General features: G+C 61.0%; 13 protein-coding genes. 10 read left to right on the forward strand and 3 right to left on the reverse strand.

The annotated features are described in order from the left end of the window. Nucleotides 1-203: 203 nt before the first annotated feature. From BIO17B3_RS13835 to BIO17B3_RS13850, 4 genes are all read left to right on the forward strand, one after another. Nucleotides 204-2,423, forward strand: a complete 2,220-nt coding sequence (locus BIO17B3_RS13835) for a cytochrome c biogenesis protein ResB (RefSeq protein ID WP_013104905.1) — start codon at nucleotides 204-206, stop codon at nucleotides 2,421-2,423. Between the two features lie 112 nt (nucleotides 2,424-2,535). Next, entirely contained in the window at nucleotides 2,536-3,900 is a 1,365-nt protein-coding gene (gene ccsB / locus BIO17B3_RS13840; RefSeq protein WP_049774714.1) for a c-type cytochrome biogenesis protein CcsB, read from the forward strand. Between the two features lie 222 nt (nucleotides 3,901-4,122). Next, complete coding sequence (gene msrP / locus BIO17B3_RS13845; RefSeq protein WP_156054473.1) at nucleotides 4,123-5,139, forward strand: protein-methionine-sulfoxide reductase catalytic subunit MsrP; 1,017 nt, start codon at nucleotides 4,123-4,125, stop codon at nucleotides 5,137-5,139. A gap of 5 nt (nucleotides 5,140-5,144) precedes the next feature. After that, nucleotides 5,145-5,888, forward strand: a complete 744-nt coding sequence (locus BIO17B3_RS13850; protein WP_156054474.1) for a sulfite oxidase heme-binding subunit YedZ — start codon at nucleotides 5,145-5,147, stop codon at nucleotides 5,886-5,888. Here BIO17B3_RS13850 and lysA read toward each other — a convergent pair. Continuing rightward, nucleotides 5,861-7,153 (reverse strand): diaminopimelate decarboxylase, encoded by a 1,293-nt coding sequence (gene lysA, locus BIO17B3_RS13855; RefSeq protein WP_156054475.1) that lies wholly within the window; start codon nucleotides 7,151-7,153, stop codon nucleotides 5,861-5,863. The genes BIO17B3_RS13850 and lysA overlap by 28 nt on opposite strands. Before the next feature lie 68 nt (nucleotides 7,154-7,221). Continuing rightward, nucleotides 7,222-7,380 carry a lipoprotein gene (locus BIO17B3_RS19485; RefSeq protein WP_156054476.1) on the reverse strand — a complete coding sequence of 53 codons (159 nt, stop codon included), beginning with the start codon at nucleotides 7,378-7,380 and terminating at the stop codon, nucleotides 7,222-7,224. Between the two features lie 25 nt (nucleotides 7,381-7,405). Between BIO17B3_RS19485 and cyaY the strand changes: the two genes are divergently transcribed. Beyond that, the gene (gene cyaY, locus BIO17B3_RS13865; RefSeq protein ID WP_156054477.1) at nucleotides 7,406-7,732 is read left to right on the forward strand and encodes an iron donor protein CyaY; all 327 of its coding nucleotides are present in this window, start codon (nucleotides 7,406-7,408) and stop codon (nucleotides 7,730-7,732) included. Between the two features lie 12 nt (nucleotides 7,733-7,744). Here cyaY and BIO17B3_RS13870 read toward each other — a convergent pair whose 3' ends face one another. After that, nucleotides 7,745-10,114 carry a penicillin-binding protein 1A gene (locus tag BIO17B3_RS13870; protein ID WP_156054478.1) on the reverse strand — a complete coding sequence of 790 codons (2,370 nt, stop codon included), beginning with the start codon at nucleotides 10,112-10,114 and terminating at the stop codon, nucleotides 7,745-7,747. Nucleotides 10,115-10,511: 397 nt separating this feature from the next. On the opposite strand from BIO17B3_RS13870, the gene BIO17B3_RS13875 reads away from it, so the two are divergent. From BIO17B3_RS13875 to pilQ, 5 genes are read left to right on the forward strand one after another with little or no spacing between them, the layout of a single operon-like run. Beyond that, a complete protein-coding gene (locus tag BIO17B3_RS13875; RefSeq protein ID WP_156054479.1) occupies nucleotides 10,512-11,591 on the forward strand; it encodes a pilus assembly protein PilM in 1,080 nt (359 codons plus the stop codon). A gap of 19 nt (nucleotides 11,592-11,610) precedes the next feature. Then, nucleotides 11,611-12,243, forward strand: a complete 633-nt coding sequence (locus BIO17B3_RS13880; RefSeq protein ID WP_156054480.1) for a PilN domain-containing protein — start codon at nucleotides 11,611-11,613, stop codon at nucleotides 12,241-12,243. A 10-nt stretch (nucleotides 12,244-12,253) separates the two neighbouring features. Continuing rightward, the gene (locus BIO17B3_RS13885; protein ID WP_013104915.1) at nucleotides 12,254-12,937 is read left to right on the forward strand and encodes a type 4a pilus biogenesis protein PilO; all 684 of its coding nucleotides are present in this window, start codon (nucleotides 12,254-12,256) and stop codon (nucleotides 12,935-12,937) included. Further along, complete coding sequence (locus BIO17B3_RS13890; protein ID WP_156054481.1) at nucleotides 12,934-13,506, forward strand: pilus assembly protein PilP; 573 nt, start codon at nucleotides 12,934-12,936, stop codon at nucleotides 13,504-13,506. Before BIO17B3_RS13885 ends, BIO17B3_RS13890 begins: the two co-directional genes overlap by 4 nt. Further along, nucleotides 13,503-15,761 (forward strand): type IV pilus secretin PilQ, encoded by a 2,259-nt coding sequence (gene pilQ / locus BIO17B3_RS13895; protein WP_156054482.1) that lies wholly within the window; start codon nucleotides 13,503-13,505, stop codon nucleotides 15,759-15,761. The genes BIO17B3_RS13890 and pilQ overlap by 4 nt, the downstream gene beginning before the upstream one ends. Nucleotides 15,762-15,769: the final 8 nt, after the last annotated feature.

Consider the following 15,769-nt stretch of genomic DNA (forward strand, 5'->3'; position numbering starts at 1 on the left):
CTGTGGGATATCAAATTTGAGGTTTTTCTGTTTTGTTATATTAATTCGTTGATTTTTTCAAGCTATTGCATTTGTCATACCTGTCTTCGATGCTGTCCACCTACCCTTTTGCGGGGCGCCGCTGGGTGGTCTGATTCATCAAAGTCCGGCCTACCGATTTCCCATCGATCGCTCATCGTTCGCTGCGCCTAGTTTCCCACCGTATGTCTGCCACCCCATCGCCAGTTCCCAACACCACTCTGAGTACCTCCGGCTGGGAGCTGCAGCACGGCTCACGCGCCTGGCGCGCTTTTGTCGAACTGCTTTCGTCGATGCGTTTTGCCATTGCGCTGCTGGTGATCGTCGCCGTCGCCAGCATCATCGGCACGGTGCTCACCCAGGGACAGCCCTACAACAATTACATCAACCAGTTCGGGCCGTTCTGGGCGGAAGTGTTCCGCAAGTTCGAGCTGTATAACGTCTATTCCTCCTGGTGGTTCCTGCTGATCCTGACCTTTCTGGTGGTGTCCACCAGCCTGTGCCTGATCCGCAATACGCCCAAGATCATCACCGATCTGAAGACCTATAAAGAGGGGATGCGCGAGCAGAGCATGCGCCACTTCCACGAGCGCGGCGAAACCACGTTCACCGATGGCCGCGCGGCCACCGTGGCGCATTTGACGGGCGTCATGAAGAGCCACGGCTACAAGTTCAAGGTGCAGGAGCGTCCTGCGGCGCAGGAGGGCGGTGCGGGCGCCACCATGATCGCTGCGAAGACCGGAGGCATCAACCGCATTGGTTATGTGCTGGCGCATGCCGCATTCGTGCTGATCTGCGTAGGTGCGCTGTTCGATGGCGACATGATGATCAAGGCGCAGATGTGGATGTTCGGCAAAGAGCCGCTCAAGGCCAATATGCTGTTGTCGCAGGTGCCCGAGATCAACAAGCTGTCGGTGCACAACCCGACCTTTCGCGGCAATCTGCAAATTCCCGATGGCGGCGAATCGAATATGGCGGTGCTCAGCATGGGCGACGGCGTGTTGCTGCAGCCGCTGCCGTTCAACATCCATTTGAAAAAATTCAACATCGACTTCTATTCCACCGGCATGCCGCGCTTGTTCGCCAGTGATGTGGTGATCACCGATCCCCGCACGGGCAAGAGCTTTCCGGCGAAGATCGAGGTCAACCATCCGTTGACGTATGACGGCGTCACCATTTTCCAGTCGGGCTTCGCCGATGGCGGATCTGAACTGTTCCTCAAGGCCTGGCCGATGCACGGCCCCAGCGATAAGACCTTCGATCTGACCGGCACCGTGGGCTCGGATCGCCAGCTCAGCAATGGGGCGCAGAGCATGCAGGTCGAGTTCACCGAACTGCGAATCTTCAACGTGCAGGACATGAGCCCGGCGCAGATGACCGGCGTCAAACCCAAGGAGCAATCCTTCATGTCCGGCTTCGATCGGCACCTGGGCGCACCTGTGGCTGCGCCGGGTGAGCGGCATCTGCAGAACATCGGCCCCGCAGTGATCTACAAGATTCGCGATGCTTCGGGTCAGGCGCACGAGTATTTCAACTACATGTTGCCGGTTGAGCTCAATGGCGAAAAGGTGTTCCTCGCCGGGGAGCGCGGTTCGCTCGACGCGGGTTACAAATATCTGCGCATACCGGCCGACAGCAATGATTCCATCGACGGCTGGATGCGGTTCCGCGCTGCCTTGTTCAACTCGAAAGATCGTCAGGAGGCCGCAGCCCAGTACGTCGCCGCGTCTTTGCCGCCAGACGCGACTGCCGAGCTGAAAAATCAACTCCTGGTAACCGCCTCGCGCACGCTGGATATTTTTGCGGGTGAAATTCCCAACGATCCCAAAACCGGCAAGCCGGTGGTTCAGGCGCCCGGCGGCCTGCCCGCGCTCGCGCAGTATCTCGAAGCCGCCGTGCCGCAAGACAAGCAGCAGCAGGCGTCCGACGTGTTCGTGCGCATTCTGAACGGCACGCTGTGGCAGCTCTGGCAGATCAGCCGCGAAAATCATGGAGAAAAGCCGGTCACTCAAGACCCGGCGCATGAAAAATTCTTCGACTCGGCCGTACTCGCCCTGTCCGACACCTTTTTCTATCCGTCGCCGCTCTATCTGCAGATGACCAATTACAAGCAGATCCAGGCCAGCATCTTCCAGGTGGCGCGCGCCCCTGGCAAGGTTGTGGTCTATACCGGCGCGGTCTTGCTCATTCTTGGCGTATTTGCCATGCTTTACATCCGTGAACGCCGCGTCTGGTTTTTGGTGAAAGACCGGGAAGACGGTGGCAGCGATACCCTCATGGCCATGAGCACCAACCGTCGCACCATGGAATACAAGAAGGAATTTGAAACACTGCGCACAGCCAGTCTGGGCGTAGCATCACCCGACCCGGCGAAAGCACAATCGCCGGACACTGCCTCGACCTGAATAGGGACCCGCCATGGAACTTGCCAGCAAATCCCATAGCTTGCCACTGAACTCCAAGAGTTCGGAACCTCCGCGCCAGAACGGCATCGGTGCTTACTTGCGCCGACGCACCATGTATGACTGGATTTTTCTACTGCTCATCGCCGGTGGTGATGCGTATGTGCTGAGCCAGTACGGCCAGAACATGAACTATTACGTCAAGCTCATTTTCCTGGGAGCGACGACGACGTTGATGTTCCTCGGATGGGGGTGGACGGCCATCAAGAACCTGGCGCTTGTCGTCACGGGCCTGTCGCTCTTCGGCATCTGGCTGTATCAGGGGCCGGATGGGCACGCCGTGCTGGCGCGCAGTGAACAGGTGTTTTTCCTCAAGTACTTCCTCGCCAGCCAGTCTGCGATTCTGTGGATGGCGTTCCTGATGTTCCTGAGCACCGCAGCCTACTGGTTCGGCATGTTCACCGGCCCGGCGCAGAATACCGCAGCAGGCATGGCGCTGGCCGGCGGAGGCGGGGCGATGGTTGGCGGCGGCGACGGCATGGTGCGCGACGCCAAGGGCTGGCAGTCCAATTTCTCGCAGTACTTCGGTTCGCGTCTGGCCTGGGTGGGCATCACCATGGCGCTGGTCGGCACCATGATGCGCTGGTATGAGAGCTATCAGATCGGGCCGGATATCGGCCACATTCCGCTGTCGAACCTGTACGAAGTGTTCGTGCTGTTCTCCTGGCTGACCACCATTCTGTATCTGTATTTCGAACAGAAATACAAGACCCGCAGCATGGGCGCCTTCGCCATGCTGGTGGTCAGCGCGGCGGTGGGCTTCCTGCTGTGGTACAGCATGGTGCAGAACGCCTATGAAATTCAGCCGCTGGTGCCTGCGTTGCAAAGCTGGTGGATGAAGTTGCACGTCCCGGCGAACTTCATCGGCTACGGCACCTTCGCCATCGCGGCCATGGTCGGCTTCGCTTACCTCATCAAGACCCATGCCAACGAGACTTCCTTGTGGAAGCTCACGCCGCTGTGGCTGATCGGCTTTGTCATGTTCTTCGAGCCGCTGGTGTTCCGTCAGGGCGGCATCTCCGAGTACTGGGGCGTGTTCGCCGGTGTCTCGGCGTTGATCGTGGCCGGTATTTTGTATGGCCGCCGTCGCATCGCCTCGCATCTGCCCTCGCTGGAAGTGATGGATGATGTGATGTATAAGTCCATCGCCATCGGCTTCACCTTCTTCACCATCGCCACCATTCTGGGTGCGCTGTGGGCCGCCGAGGCCTGGGGCGGCTACTGGAGCTGGGACCCGAAGGAAACCTGGGCGCTGATCGTCTGGCTGAACTACGCCGCATGGCTGCACATGCGTCTCATCAAGGGTCTGCGCGGTCAGGTTGCCGCGTGGTGGGCGCTGACCGGCCTGCTGGTCACCACCTTCGCCTTCCTCGGCGTGAACATGTTCCTCTCGGGCCTGCATTCCTACGGCAAGCTGTGAGATGAACTAGCGACGTAAAAAAGGCCCTTCGGGGCCTTTTTTATTGGAAGTAGCCATGAAGAAAAACCTCCTTCACACCCCAATCCCCTCAGAGCAGGCGGGGATGGCGTTGCACTGTAAGGTTCGGCGTGTTGCAGCGACTACCCGCTGTCGCGATGGAATAAGGTCGCCCGATCTGCCGTCTATCGACCGGCATACCAGCCCGCCGCACAGGAGCACATCATGAGCAAGCGTCAAGACCAAGGTTTTGAACACCCGCATTCTTCGGAAATCACTCCGAAAGAAGTCTATAAAGATCGTCGGCACTTTCTCGCGGCAGCCGGAGTCGGCGCCGCGGCAGGCGTGGCGGCGCTCACTGCACATCGTGCGCAGGCGACCGCAACACCTGTGCACGGCGGCCTGCCCGCACCGGGCAAGTTGGCTGCGCTGGCCGCGCAAAAGAACACCGCCCTGTCCACCACGCAGGCGACGACGCCATACAAGGACGTCACGACCTACAACAATTTCTACGAATTCGGTACGAGCAAGAGCGATCCGTCCCAGAATGCCGGCAGTCTGAAGACCCGGCCGTGGACCGTGGTGGTGGAGGGTGAGGTGCACAAGCCGCGCACCTTCGGCATAGACGATCTGCTCAAACTCGCGCCGATGGAAGAGCGCATCTACCGCCATCGTTGCGTCGAGGGTTGGGCGATGGTGGTGCCCTGGCTGGGCTATTCGCTCTCCAACCTGCTCAAGGCTGTCGAGCCCACGGGCAACGCCAAGTATGTGGAATACATCACCTTGCTCGACCCGGCGGAGATGCCGGGACAGAACGACCCCATTCTGCAATGGCCGTATCTCGAAGGGCTGCGCATGGACGAGGCCATGCACCCGCTCACCCTGCTCACGTTTGGCCTTTATGGCGAAGTGCTGCCCAATCAGGACGGCGCGCCGATGCGCATGGTCATTCCCTGGAAATACGGGTTCAAGGGCGGCAAGTCCATCGTCAAGATTCGGCTGGTGGAAAAACAGCCCGTCACTTCATGGATGCGAGCCGTGCCGCAGTGGTACGGGTTTTACTCCAACGTCAACCCCGACGTGAGCCCGCAGAACTGGAGCCAGGCCAATGAACGCATGATCGGACAGGGCGGCGCCTTCGGCGGCCTGTTCGCGCCGCGCATTCCCACGCAACTGTTCAACGGCTATGGCGCGCAGGTCGCCAGCCTGTATCAGGGCATGAATCTGAAAAAGTTTTTCTGAGCGCCATGACTGCCGCGTCGTCGCTCTCTCTGCCGCGTCGGGTCTTGCGCAGCCGGGCGGTCAAGCCGCTGTTGTTCGTGCTGTGCCTGCTGCCTTTCGCCGGTTTGTTCTGGCGCGGCTGGACCAACGATCTGGGGCCCAACCCGGAACAGACCGTGATCTGGACCACCGGTCTATGGGCGTTGCGGCTGCTGCTGATCACCCTGTCGGTCACGCCCTTGCGCAAGCTCACCGGATGGGCCGAGCTGGCGCGCTTTCGGCGGATGTTCGGCTTGTTCGTGTTTTTCTACGCGCTGCTGCACTTCACCGCGTGGCTGGGTCTGGTCAACGGTTTCAGCGTTGACATGGCCTTGCGCGATGTGGTCAAACATCCCTTTGTGCTCGCCGGAATGACCGCCTTATTGCTGATGACCCCGCTGGCGCTGACCTCCACCAACGGCATGATCCGCCGTCTCGGCGCCCGCCGCTGGCAGGCCTTGCACCGCCTGGTTTACGTGATCGGTGTGGTGGCGGTGCTCCACTTCTGGTGGGGCAAGCTGGCGAAGAACAATACCGCCAGCCCCACGGTCTATGCGCTGATTCTCGCGCTACTGCTGGGGCTGCGGCTGTGGTGGGCCTGGCGGGCGGCGCAGGCTCGCCACGCCCAACTGCACCGTGCAAGAGCTAGCGACGATCAGAGCAACGATCCGACCGGAAAACAGGTCGGCAAGCAGGTCACCAATCAGGGCAAGAGCCGTTCGCTGGCGTAGAGTTGTTCGGGCGTTTCGCGCGGGCGAATCAGCGTGGCGGTGGCGCCGTCGATCATGACTTCGGCGGGTCGGCCGCGGCTGTTGTAGTTGGACGCCATCACCATGCCGTAGGCGCCGCTCGACAAAATGGCCAGCAGATCGCCTTCCTCCAGCACCAGCGCGCGGTCGCGGGCCAGCCAGTCGGCCGATTCGCACACCGGGCCGACTATGTCGTATTTCAAGGCGCTGCCTTCCCGTTGCTCGGCGGGGACGACGGCCTGCTCGGCCGAGTAAAGCGCGGGGCGGATCAGATCGTTCATGCCGGCATCGACCACGGCAAAGTGCTTGACCGGGGTGGATTTGAGAAACAGGGTGCGCGTGAGCAGCACGCCGGCATTGCCGACGATGGAACGACCGGGCTCGATCACGACGGTGCGATGACCGAAACCGCGCGCGGAGATGCGCGCCAGCAGCGGGCTCAGCCATTCCTGCGGCGTCGGCGGGGTTTCGTCGGTGTAGCGGATGCCCAAACCGCCGCCGAGATCGATGTGCTCGATTTTCGCGCCTTTGCGCTCCATCTGCTCCACCAGATCGAGCACCTTGTCCAGCGCGTCCAGATAGGGTTCGACGGTCGTGATCTGCGAGCCGATGTGGCAGGCGATGCCTACCAGTTGCACTTGCTCGAACTGCGCAGTCTGCAGCGCAAGTTGCGCAGCCTGATCTTGCGAGATACCGAATTTGTTGGTTTTCAGGCCCGTGGAAATATAGGGATGCGTACCGGCGTCGACGTCCGGGTTGACGCGCAGCGCCACACGCGCGACTTTGCCCGCGGCCTGTGCGACCCGGTTGAGCGCGGCCAACTCGCTGGGCGACTCGACGTTGAAGCACTCCACGCCGACATCGAGCGCAAAGCGCATATCGTCGGCCGACTTGCCCACGCCGGAAAACACCACCTTGCCCGCTTCGCCCCCTGCAGCCAATACCCGTTTGAGTTCGCCCGCCGAAACGATGTCGAAGCCCCAGCCCAGGCGCGCGAGCAGCTGCAGCACCGCCAGGTTGGAGTTCGCCTTCACCGCGTAACGCAGGGCGACGTGCACCGAGCTGGCCTGCGCCGCTTGGCTATAGCGTTGCGCCGCCTTTTCGATCGAGGCGCGCGAATAGACATAGGTCGGGGTGCCGAATTCAGCCGCCACGGCAGAGGCGGTGACTTGCTCGATCTTCAAGGTCGAGTCGGCATAGGCGATGTGGGGATGCCCAGGCAGGGCAGGGAGGAGCAAGGTCTTCATCAAGGCGTCCGAAAAAGGGCGGCAAACAAACGTGGCAAGTAATTGCAGCAAACCGAGGCAGCCAACCCTCAGCGCGGCGCGGCAGAGGCTGAATGCGCTGGGGCGGGTGTGGGCAGGTACAAGGGGCCTGTCTGACCGCAGCCGCCCAGCAAAACAACCACCCCGAGCGCGGCCATCAGGCGTAGCAGTGGGCGCAGGTGTTGCGGTCGATTAAGCTGTGTGTCCATTGAAAATCAGTGTATCAGCCGCCCCATGTCCGACACGCTCGACGACACCCGTTATCTGCAGATTGCCGAACAGGCCCTGGCCGCCATCGAAGCGGCCGCCGACGCCGCCGACCTCGATTCCAAACGCGACGGCTCCGTGCTGCGGCTGGAACTCGACAGCGGAGATCAGGTCATCATCAACCTGCAGCAGCCCACGCATCAGGTCTGGCTCGCCTCGCGCGCCGGAGCGCATCACTTTGTGTGGAGCGGCAGCTATTGGTGCGACACCCGCACCGGCGAAACGCTCGGCGCGGCGCTGCACCGGGTCATGCAGACGCTGGACGCGCCGCCTCTCGACTTACCCACGCTGTAAGCCAGTTCGGCGTTAATTGCCTTTGAACAGATCGAGGATGGAGTCGCGCTCTTGCCGCGTGACCTCGGGAGGCGGCACGGGCGCGTCCAGTCCGAGGCTGGCAACCCCGCCGCCATTGGCGAAGTTGCTGTACACCGGCTCGCCGTTTTCCACCACGATGCCCGGCGGTTGCGCATAGCTGGCAACCGGCACGTTCTGCAAAGCCGTCTGCATGTAGCGAATCCAGATCGGCAGGGCCAGCGCACCGCCGGTCTCCTTGTTGCCCAGTTTCTTCGGCGTGTCGTAGCCTACCCAGGCCACCCCCACCAAGCTGGGCTGGAAGCCGCAGAACCAGGCGTCGAGAAAGTCGTTGGTCGTGCCCGTCTTGCCGTAAAGGTCGGGGCGCTTGAGCGTCGCCTGCGCCCGCGCCGCGGTGCCCGAGCGCGTGACCTCCTGCAGCAGACTGTCCATGACATAGGCGTTGCGCGGCGAAATCACCCGCAGTTTTTCGTCGCCCGCTTGCTGCGGCCGGTCCTGAAACAGCACCTGCCCTTGGGAGTCGGTGATCTTGCTGATCAAAAAGGGTTTGAGCAGATAGCCGCCGTTGGCAAACACGCTATACGCTCGCGCCATCTGCAAGGGCGTGACCGTGCCCGCGCCCAGCGCCAAGGTGAGGTAAGGCGGCTGGCGGCTGGCCTCGAAGCCAAAACGGGTGCTCCAGGTTTGCGCGAACTTCGGGCCGATGTCGTCGAGCACGCGGATGGCCACCATATTCTTCGACTGCGCCACGGCACGCCGCAGGCTGATCGGCCCCTCGTATTTGCCGTCATAATTTTTCGGCTCCCACGATTCGCCGCCTGTCTGCGCCGCGGAGAAAAATATCGGCGCGTCGTTGACCACGGTGAGCGGGGTGATGCCTTTTTCCAGCGCGGCCGAGTAGATGAAGGGCTTGAAACTCGATCCCGGTTGGCGCCAGGCCTGGGTGGCGTGATTGAACTTGTTGCGCGCGAAGTCCAGGCCGCCCACCATCGAAACGATGGCGCCATTATTCGGGTTCATCGACACGAAGGCCGACTGCACCTGCGGCAGTTGGGTAATGACCCATTGCCCTGGCCCATCCTCCGCCAGCCACACCACCGCGCCGGCGCGCAGCTTGATGGCGGGCTGCGCCTTGTCCGACAGCCCGAGTGCGCGCACCTGCCGCAACCCCGCGCCTGAGACGGTCACGATCTGTCCCGCCTCGGTCATCACTTTTACTTCGGCGGGCTTTGCGCTGAGCACCACGCTGCACACCATGTCGTCGGCTGCGAGTCGGTCGGCGCAGGCCTGTTCGATCGCTCCGGGAATCGCGTCCACCGCATTGGGTAGATCGATGAAGGCGTCAGGTCCGCGATACGGCTGGCGCAACTCATAAGACAGTACGCCGCTCTGCACCGAGCGCCAGGCCGCCAGTTGATCGCGCAAGCGTATGGTCGTGTAAACATTCAATCCTCGCGTGTAGGCGGCTTCGTGGTAGCGGTCGAACACCATCTGACGCACCGTCTCCGTGATGTAGCCCGCATGCACGTTGTCCTCCGTCTGCGCGGTGCGCAGCGCCAGCGGTTCGTCCCGGGCCTGTTGCGCCTGCGTCGGGGTGATCCAGCGCAGTTGCTGCAAGCGCGCGATCACATGCAACTGGCGCTGCCGCGCCCGCTGCGGGTTGCTGATGGGGTTGTAAGCCGAGGGCGCTTTGGGCAGACCTGCCAGCATCGCCATCTGCGCCAGGGAGAGCTGGTCGAGCGGTTTGGCGAAGTAAGCCTGTGCGGCCGCGGCAAAACCGTAGGCCTTGCGGCCGAGGAAAATCTGATTCATGTAAAGCTGCAGAATCTGGTCCTTGCTCATCTGCTGCTCGATCTTCAGCGCCAGCAGCACCTCGAACAACTTGCGGGTGAAGGTCTTGTCGCGCGACAGATAAAAATTGCGTGCCACCTGCATGGTGATGGTCGAGGCGCCCTGACTGCGCGAGCGCTCCAGATTCGCCAGCAGCGCGCGAGCCACCCCGGGCCAATCGATGCCGCCGTGCTGATAGAAGCGGTCGTCTTCGGTGGCCAGCACCGCTTTTTTCATCAGATCGGGAATCTGTCCAATGGGCATGAACACCCGGCGCTCCTCGCCAAACTCGCCCAGCAGCGCGTTGTCCGCCGAATACACCCGCAGCGGCAACTGGGGTTGATAGTTCTGCAATTCCGAGATGTCGGGCAGTCGCGGCCAGCTGAGCGCCAGCACCAGCCCCACAACCAGCGCGGCCGCGATCAGCAGCCCCACGACCGTGACCACCAGGCCGATCAGGGCGCGCAGCCACCAGGGAGAGCGAGCGCGCGGGCGCGGCGTCGGGGAGGGCGAAGCGGTAGAGGAAGAACTCATCGAGGCGGGCGGACGCGAAGTTCCGCAGGAGGCTTACGCGGCTTGCGCGCAGTGGAGAAGGAGGCAGCCGCACGACCCACGAGCAAACGCTTGGAGAGGGCGGAAAGAAAATTTTGTTGCAAATTATAAAAATCCCCGCCGTTGTGCCGTAACAAATCACAAATGCTCACCCGCCTAGCCGTCGTGGGAGTTTTGCAACGTTTTTCGGATGGGCCGGGGTTTACACGTTAGTACATCAAGGACTTGTTGGTAGGATCGAAGAAAAAATCTGAGTTCGTAGCGCAAACAAACCGGGGTGCAGGTTGATGCACCAACAGGGGCTGGCACGCATTTCGGTGCACCAAAAGCTGGTCTACGAGCTTGCGCACAATGTTGCAAATCAATCGGGGGGTCTTCAGTGGCCACATTTGGCAGTCTGTTTCGCAAGCGCTATGCGCCAATGATCGGGCTGGATATCAGCAGTTCCAGCGTCAAGCTCGTCGAGCTCGATATGGATGACCGCGGCCAGTACACCTTGCTGCGCGCCGCCATGGAGCCTCTCGAAAAGGGTTCCGTGGTCGATGGCAACATCGAGAAGCTCGACGATGTGGTCGAGGCCGTGCGCAAGGTCGTCCGCAAGAGCGGCACCAAGGCCAAGCAAGTCGCTATGGCCCTGCCGCCGTCGGCCGTCATCACTAAAAAGATTGTTCTTCCGGGCGAGTTGCGCGAAGAAGAAATCGAAGTGCAGGTCGAAAGCGAAGCCAATCAGTACATTCCGTTCGCTATCGATGAGGTGGCGCTCGATTTCAGCATCCTCGGCCCCAGCAGCACCTCGCCTGGCGACCAGGAGGTGCTCATCGCCGCCTCACGGCGCGAAAAGGTGGATGATCGCCGCGGTATTGCCGAGGCGGCCGGTCTCAAGCCCGTGGTGATGGATATCGAAGCCTTCGCCTCGCGTCTTGCCGCTCAACGTCTGATTGAGCGTCTGCCCCGCGCCGGGCTCGACTTGCTCGTGGCGCTGTTCGAGGTGGGTGCAAGTTCCACCAGTCTGCAGATTCTGCGCAACGGTGAAACCCTCTACGACCGCGATCAGGCCTTCGGTGGCGCACAGCTCACCCAGATGATCGCCCGCACCTACGGTTTTTCGCTCGAGGAGGCCGAGGCCAAGAAACGCGCCGCCGACCTTCCAGACGACTACGCCACGCAGGTGCTGGCGCCCTATATGGACAGTCTCACGCAGGAAATCGCGCGGGCGCTGCAGTTCTTCTATCGCGCCACGCCGTTTGGCCGGGTCGACTACATCCTGCTGGCCGGCGGCTCGTCGGCGTTGCCCGGTCTGGCGGAAAAAATTACCGCAACGGCTTCGGTGGCCTGCATGGTCATCAACCCGTTCGAGGGCATGGCGGTTGCCGAATCCGTGCGCGAAAAGAAGCTGCGCAGTCAGGCGCCGTCCTATCTGACCTGCTGCGGCTTGGCGATGCGGCGTTTCCTGCAATGACGCAGCAACGGGATCTGTCATGAATATCGTGTTGATCAATCTGCTTCCCCACCGGGATGCCAAGCGCAAAAAACGGCGCGAGGCCTTCTATGCGGGAGTTTTTGCCTCCATTCTGGTGGGCGGGCTGGTGCTGGCGCTCGGCTATACCGTGCTGAGTGAAATGATCACCCAGCAACAAAGCCGCAACGACTTCCTGAAGGCGGAAAACGCCAAACTCGACAGCCAGATCAAGGACATCGCCTCGCTCAAGGCCGAGATCGAAGCGCTGCGGGCGCGTCAAGATGCGGTTGAGGGTCTGCAGGCCGACCGCAACCTGCCGGTGCACCTGTTCGACGATCTGACCAAAGACACGCCGACCGGGGTTCAGCTCTCGCAGATTCGCCAGGACGGGGCGACTGTGCTCATTCAGGGCGTCGCGCTCAGCCAGGAGCGCGTGGCCGACTTTCTGCGCAATCTGAGCCGCCCCGATGGTTGGCTCGAAAAGCCTGAACTGATCGAGATCCGCTCGCAGATAGCTCCTGCTGCGGCGGGCAATGCGGCGCGCGTCGTGGCGCAGTTCCAGTTGCGTGCCACCCTCAAGCGGCCCACGCCGGCGGGCGCCGCCTCGGGTGCCACTTCAGGTGCGGCGCCAATGGCCAAGAATCCTTCGTGAGGCGACACTGATGGCGACCTCCAAACTCTCAAAAATCGACCTGAACGGTGCGTTTCAGGACATTTCGGCACAGTTCCGCGGGCTCAACCCCAACGATCCGGGCGCTTGGCCGGCCTGGCCGCGCAACACCGTCTATGTCGCTGCCTTTTTGCTGACTCTGGGGCTGGGCTGGTATGCCTGGCTGTCGGGCACCCGTGACGAACTCACCTCGGCCCAGCAGCAGGAAGTCACCCTGCGTCAGGAATACAAGAACAAACTCGAACAGGCCGTCAGCCTCGATCTGCTCAAGGCGCAGAAAGCCCAGGTGCAGCAATACGTGGCCCTGCTGGAAAAACAACTGCCGAGCAAGGCCGAAATGGACGCCCTGCTCTCCGACATCAACCAGGCGGGCATTGGTCGCGGTTTGCAATTCCAGCTGTTCAAACCGGGTCAGGTGGATGTGAAACCCTACTACGCCGAACTGCCGATTTCGATCAAGCTCGACGGCGGCTATACCGATCTGGCGGGCTTCGCCACCGATATCGCCAAGCTCTCGCGCATCGTGACCCTCAACAACATCAGCCTGACGGCCAATACGGGCAAGACCGGCGCCCCGATGGTCATGGACGCCACGGCCAAGACCTTCCGCTATCTGGACGCCGATGAAATCGCCGCCCAGGCCAAGCAGGCGAAAAAACCGGGAGGGGCGAAATGAGTTTGCACCGCGTTAGCCCATATCAGCACTTTCAGCGCTTTCGTTTGCCGCTGATTTCTGCGGCCCTGTTGTCAGCGGTACTCCTGTCGGGCTGCGGCCAGCAGCATGAAGATCTGCGCGAGTGGATGGCGCAACAGCGCGCCAGCATGCACCCGCGCATCAAGCCCATCGAGCCACCCAAGCCTTTCATTCCTGCCGTTTACGACCCGACGATCGGCACCGATCCGTTCTCCACGACCAAACTCGAAGTGGGCGTGCGGCAGGAGGTGCAGCAGCTCAACCCGCTGCTGCAGGCCGAGCTGGCCCGTCCCAAGCAGCCGCTTGAGGCGTATTCACTCGACCAGATTCAAATGGTGGGCAGCGTGAAGATCAAAGGGCAGCAATACGCCCTGCTCAAGGCGGGCAACCTGTTGTACCGGGCGCATGTCGGCGAGTATGCCGGCCAGCACTTCGGAAAGATCATCAAAATCACTGATAGCGAAGTCGATTTGAGGGAACTGGTGCAAGACGCCACAGGCGATTGGGTCGAGCACCCGGCAACCCTTCAATTGCAGGAGAGCACACAATGAAGACGCCTTTCAAACGGCCGCTTTTTAACGGATTTCTGGGGACGGCACTGTTGACCGTTGCGGTCGTATTGGGGCTTGGGGCCGTTCCGGCTTACGCCGCCAGCAACGCGATCCAGAACGTCACCGCCAGTCGGCAGGGCACGGAAACCGTGGTGCAGGTCAATCTGGCGCAGCCTCTGAGCGCCGCGCCCAATGGCTTCGTGATCGACCAGCCGGCTCGCATCGTGCTCGATTTCCCCGGTGTTGATTCGGCGCTCGATCGCCAGACGGTCAACTTCGAGCAGGGCAATCTGCGTTCGGTCAACGTGGTGCAGGCCCAGGGCCGCACCCGCATGGTGCTCAACCTGCGCCAGTCTGCTACCTACAAAACTCAGTTGGATGGCAATCGCCTGCTCGTGCTGCTCAATACCACGCATGAACAAGCGGCCGCGACTTCTGCCGCCACGGGGGCTCCGCAAGCCCAGACCGTGCACTTCGCCGACAACCTCAACACCCATCAAGTTGCGCTTCGGGCCATCAACTTCAAGCGCAGCACCGACGGCGCGGGCCGCGTGATCGTTAACTTGCCCAACAATCAGGTCGGCGTAGACATTCACCAACAGGGCCAGAATATCGTTGTCGATTTTCTCAAAACCTCGCTGCCCGCCGACCTGCGCCGTCGTCTCGACGTCACCGACTTCGCCACCCCTGTCACCTCCATCACCACCTTCCAGATGGGCGACAACGTGCGCATGGTCATTCAGCCCAATGGCGACTACGAGCAAAGCGCCTACCAAGCTGACGACCAGTTCGTCGTCGAATTGCGTCGCACGCAACCCAACCCGAACGCCTTGGTGCAAGGCAACGGCCCCGGCTTCCACGGCCAAAAGCTCTCTCTCAATTTCCAGAACATCGACGTGCGCTCGCTGCTGCAAGTGTTCGCCGACTTCACGCATCTGAACGTGGTGGTCAGTGATTCCGTCACCGGCAACCTCACCCTGCGACTGAAAGACGTGCCATGGGATCAGGCGCTGCAAGTCATCCTCCGCGCCAAGGGCTTGGGCGAACGCAAGGAAGGCAATGTGCTGTGGATCGCACCGCGAGACGAAATCCTCGCCCGTGAAAAGGCCGATCTCGAGGCGAAAAAATCGCTCAGCGCCCTGGAGCCGGTGAAGTCAGAGACCTTCCAACTCAACTACCAGAAAGCCGCTACCGTGGTCGCCATGCTGACGGGCGCCGCTGGGGGCGCGCAGTCTGGCGCGACGGCAACGCCTTCTCCGGTTCTGTTGCCCGGCCTGTCCAGTTCCGCAGCGCCCACCTCGCGCATCCTCTCCCCGCGCGGTACCGTGCTGGCTGACCCCCGCACCAACCAGATTTTTGTCACCGACATTCCCTCCAAGCTCGAAGAAGTCGCCCAACTCATCGCCAAGATTGACAAACCCGTGCGCCAGGTCATGATCGAAGCGCGGATTGTGGAAGCCAGCGATCAGTTTGGACGCAGCCTTGGGGTGAAGCTGGGTTTCCTGGACGCTCGTGGATTGCAGGGTGGGGTACCGGGCTTTGGTTCTGGGAATAACCGTGTGGCAGTCACCGGCAATTATCTAGGTGTCGGAGAGCAAACCAATCAGGCGGCAATAACTAGCGGCTCATATATTCCCGACACACAGTTTGTCAACCTTCCTGCCTTTGGCCTAGCGGGAAGCCTGTTGGCAGGCGCAACACCAAGTTCGTTGGGCATCAGCCTTTTCAACGCAGCAGCCAACCGCTTCATCAATCTGGAACTGTCTGCGATGGAGGCAGACGGCAAGGGAAAAATTATTTCTTCCCCGCGTGTCATTACGGCCGATTTGAGCAAGGCCACCATTGAGCAAGGAACTGAGATTCCCTACCAGCAGGCTACTTCCAGCGGCGCTACTGCGGTGACTTTCAAGAAGGCTGTTTTGAGTCTGGACGTCACCCCGCAAATCACGCCCGATGGGAATGTGATTATGAACGTGGAAATTCACAAGGACAGCCCGGGCGCCTCAACGGCTGGTGTACCCTCCATCAATACCAATACCGTGACGACACAAGTGCAAGTGGAGAATGGCGGTACTGTGGTTCTGGGCGGTATTTACACCTCGCAAGAACAGAATCAGACCGACAAGGTGCCGCTGCTCGGCGATATTCCGGTATTGGGTAATCTGTTCAAAAATAATAGCAAGATGTATAACAAAAACGAATTGATGGTTTTCTTGACTCCGAAAATCGTTACTAACGCAGATCTAACGCATTAAGTGAGGCG

This window comes from Thiomonas sp. OC7 (genome assembly GCF_900634595.1).
GTDB classification, from domain to species: Bacteria; Pseudomonadota; Gammaproteobacteria; order Burkholderiales; family Burkholderiaceae_C; genus Thiomonas; species Thiomonas arsenitoxydans.

What these genes read in the sequence shown, in the direction of transcription:
- BIO17B3_RS13835 (WP_013104905.1), top strand. Translation starts at nt 204, where the DNA reads ATGTCTGCCACCCCATCGCCAGTTCCCAACACCACTCTGAGTACCTCC.
- ccsB (WP_049774714.1), top strand. Translation starts at nt 2,536, where the DNA reads ATGTATGACTGGATTTTTCTACTGCTCATCGCCGGTGGTGATGCGTAT.
- msrP (WP_156054473.1), top strand. Translation starts at nt 4,123, where the DNA reads ATGAGCAAGCGTCAAGACCAAGGTTTTGAACACCCGCATTCTTCGGAA.
- BIO17B3_RS13850 (WP_156054474.1), top strand. Translation starts at nt 5,145, where the DNA reads ATGACTGCCGCGTCGTCGCTCTCTCTGCCGCGTCGGGTCTTGCGCAGC.
- lysA (WP_156054475.1), bottom strand. Translation starts at nt 7,153, where the DNA reads ATGAAGACCTTGCTCCTCCCTGCCCTGCCTGGGCATCCCCACATCGCC.
- BIO17B3_RS19485 (WP_156054476.1), bottom strand. Translation starts at nt 7,380, where the DNA reads ATGGACACACAGCTTAATCGACCGCAACACCTGCGCCCACTGCTACGC.
- cyaY (WP_156054477.1), top strand. Translation starts at nt 7,406, where the DNA reads ATGTCCGACACGCTCGACGACACCCGTTATCTGCAGATTGCCGAACAG.
- BIO17B3_RS13870 (WP_156054478.1), bottom strand. Translation starts at nt 10,114, where the DNA reads ATGAGTTCTTCCTCTACCGCTTCGCCCTCCCCGACGCCGCGCCCGCGC.
- BIO17B3_RS13880 (WP_156054480.1), top strand. Translation starts at nt 11,611, where the DNA reads ATGAATATCGTGTTGATCAATCTGCTTCCCCACCGGGATGCCAAGCGC.
- BIO17B3_RS13885 (WP_013104915.1), top strand. Translation starts at nt 12,254, where the DNA reads ATGGCGACCTCCAAACTCTCAAAAATCGACCTGAACGGTGCGTTTCAG.
- BIO17B3_RS13890 (WP_156054481.1), top strand. Translation starts at nt 12,934, where the DNA reads ATGAGTTTGCACCGCGTTAGCCCATATCAGCACTTTCAGCGCTTTCGT.
- pilQ (WP_156054482.1), top strand. Translation starts at nt 13,503, where the DNA reads ATGAAGACGCCTTTCAAACGGCCGCTTTTTAACGGATTTCTGGGGACG.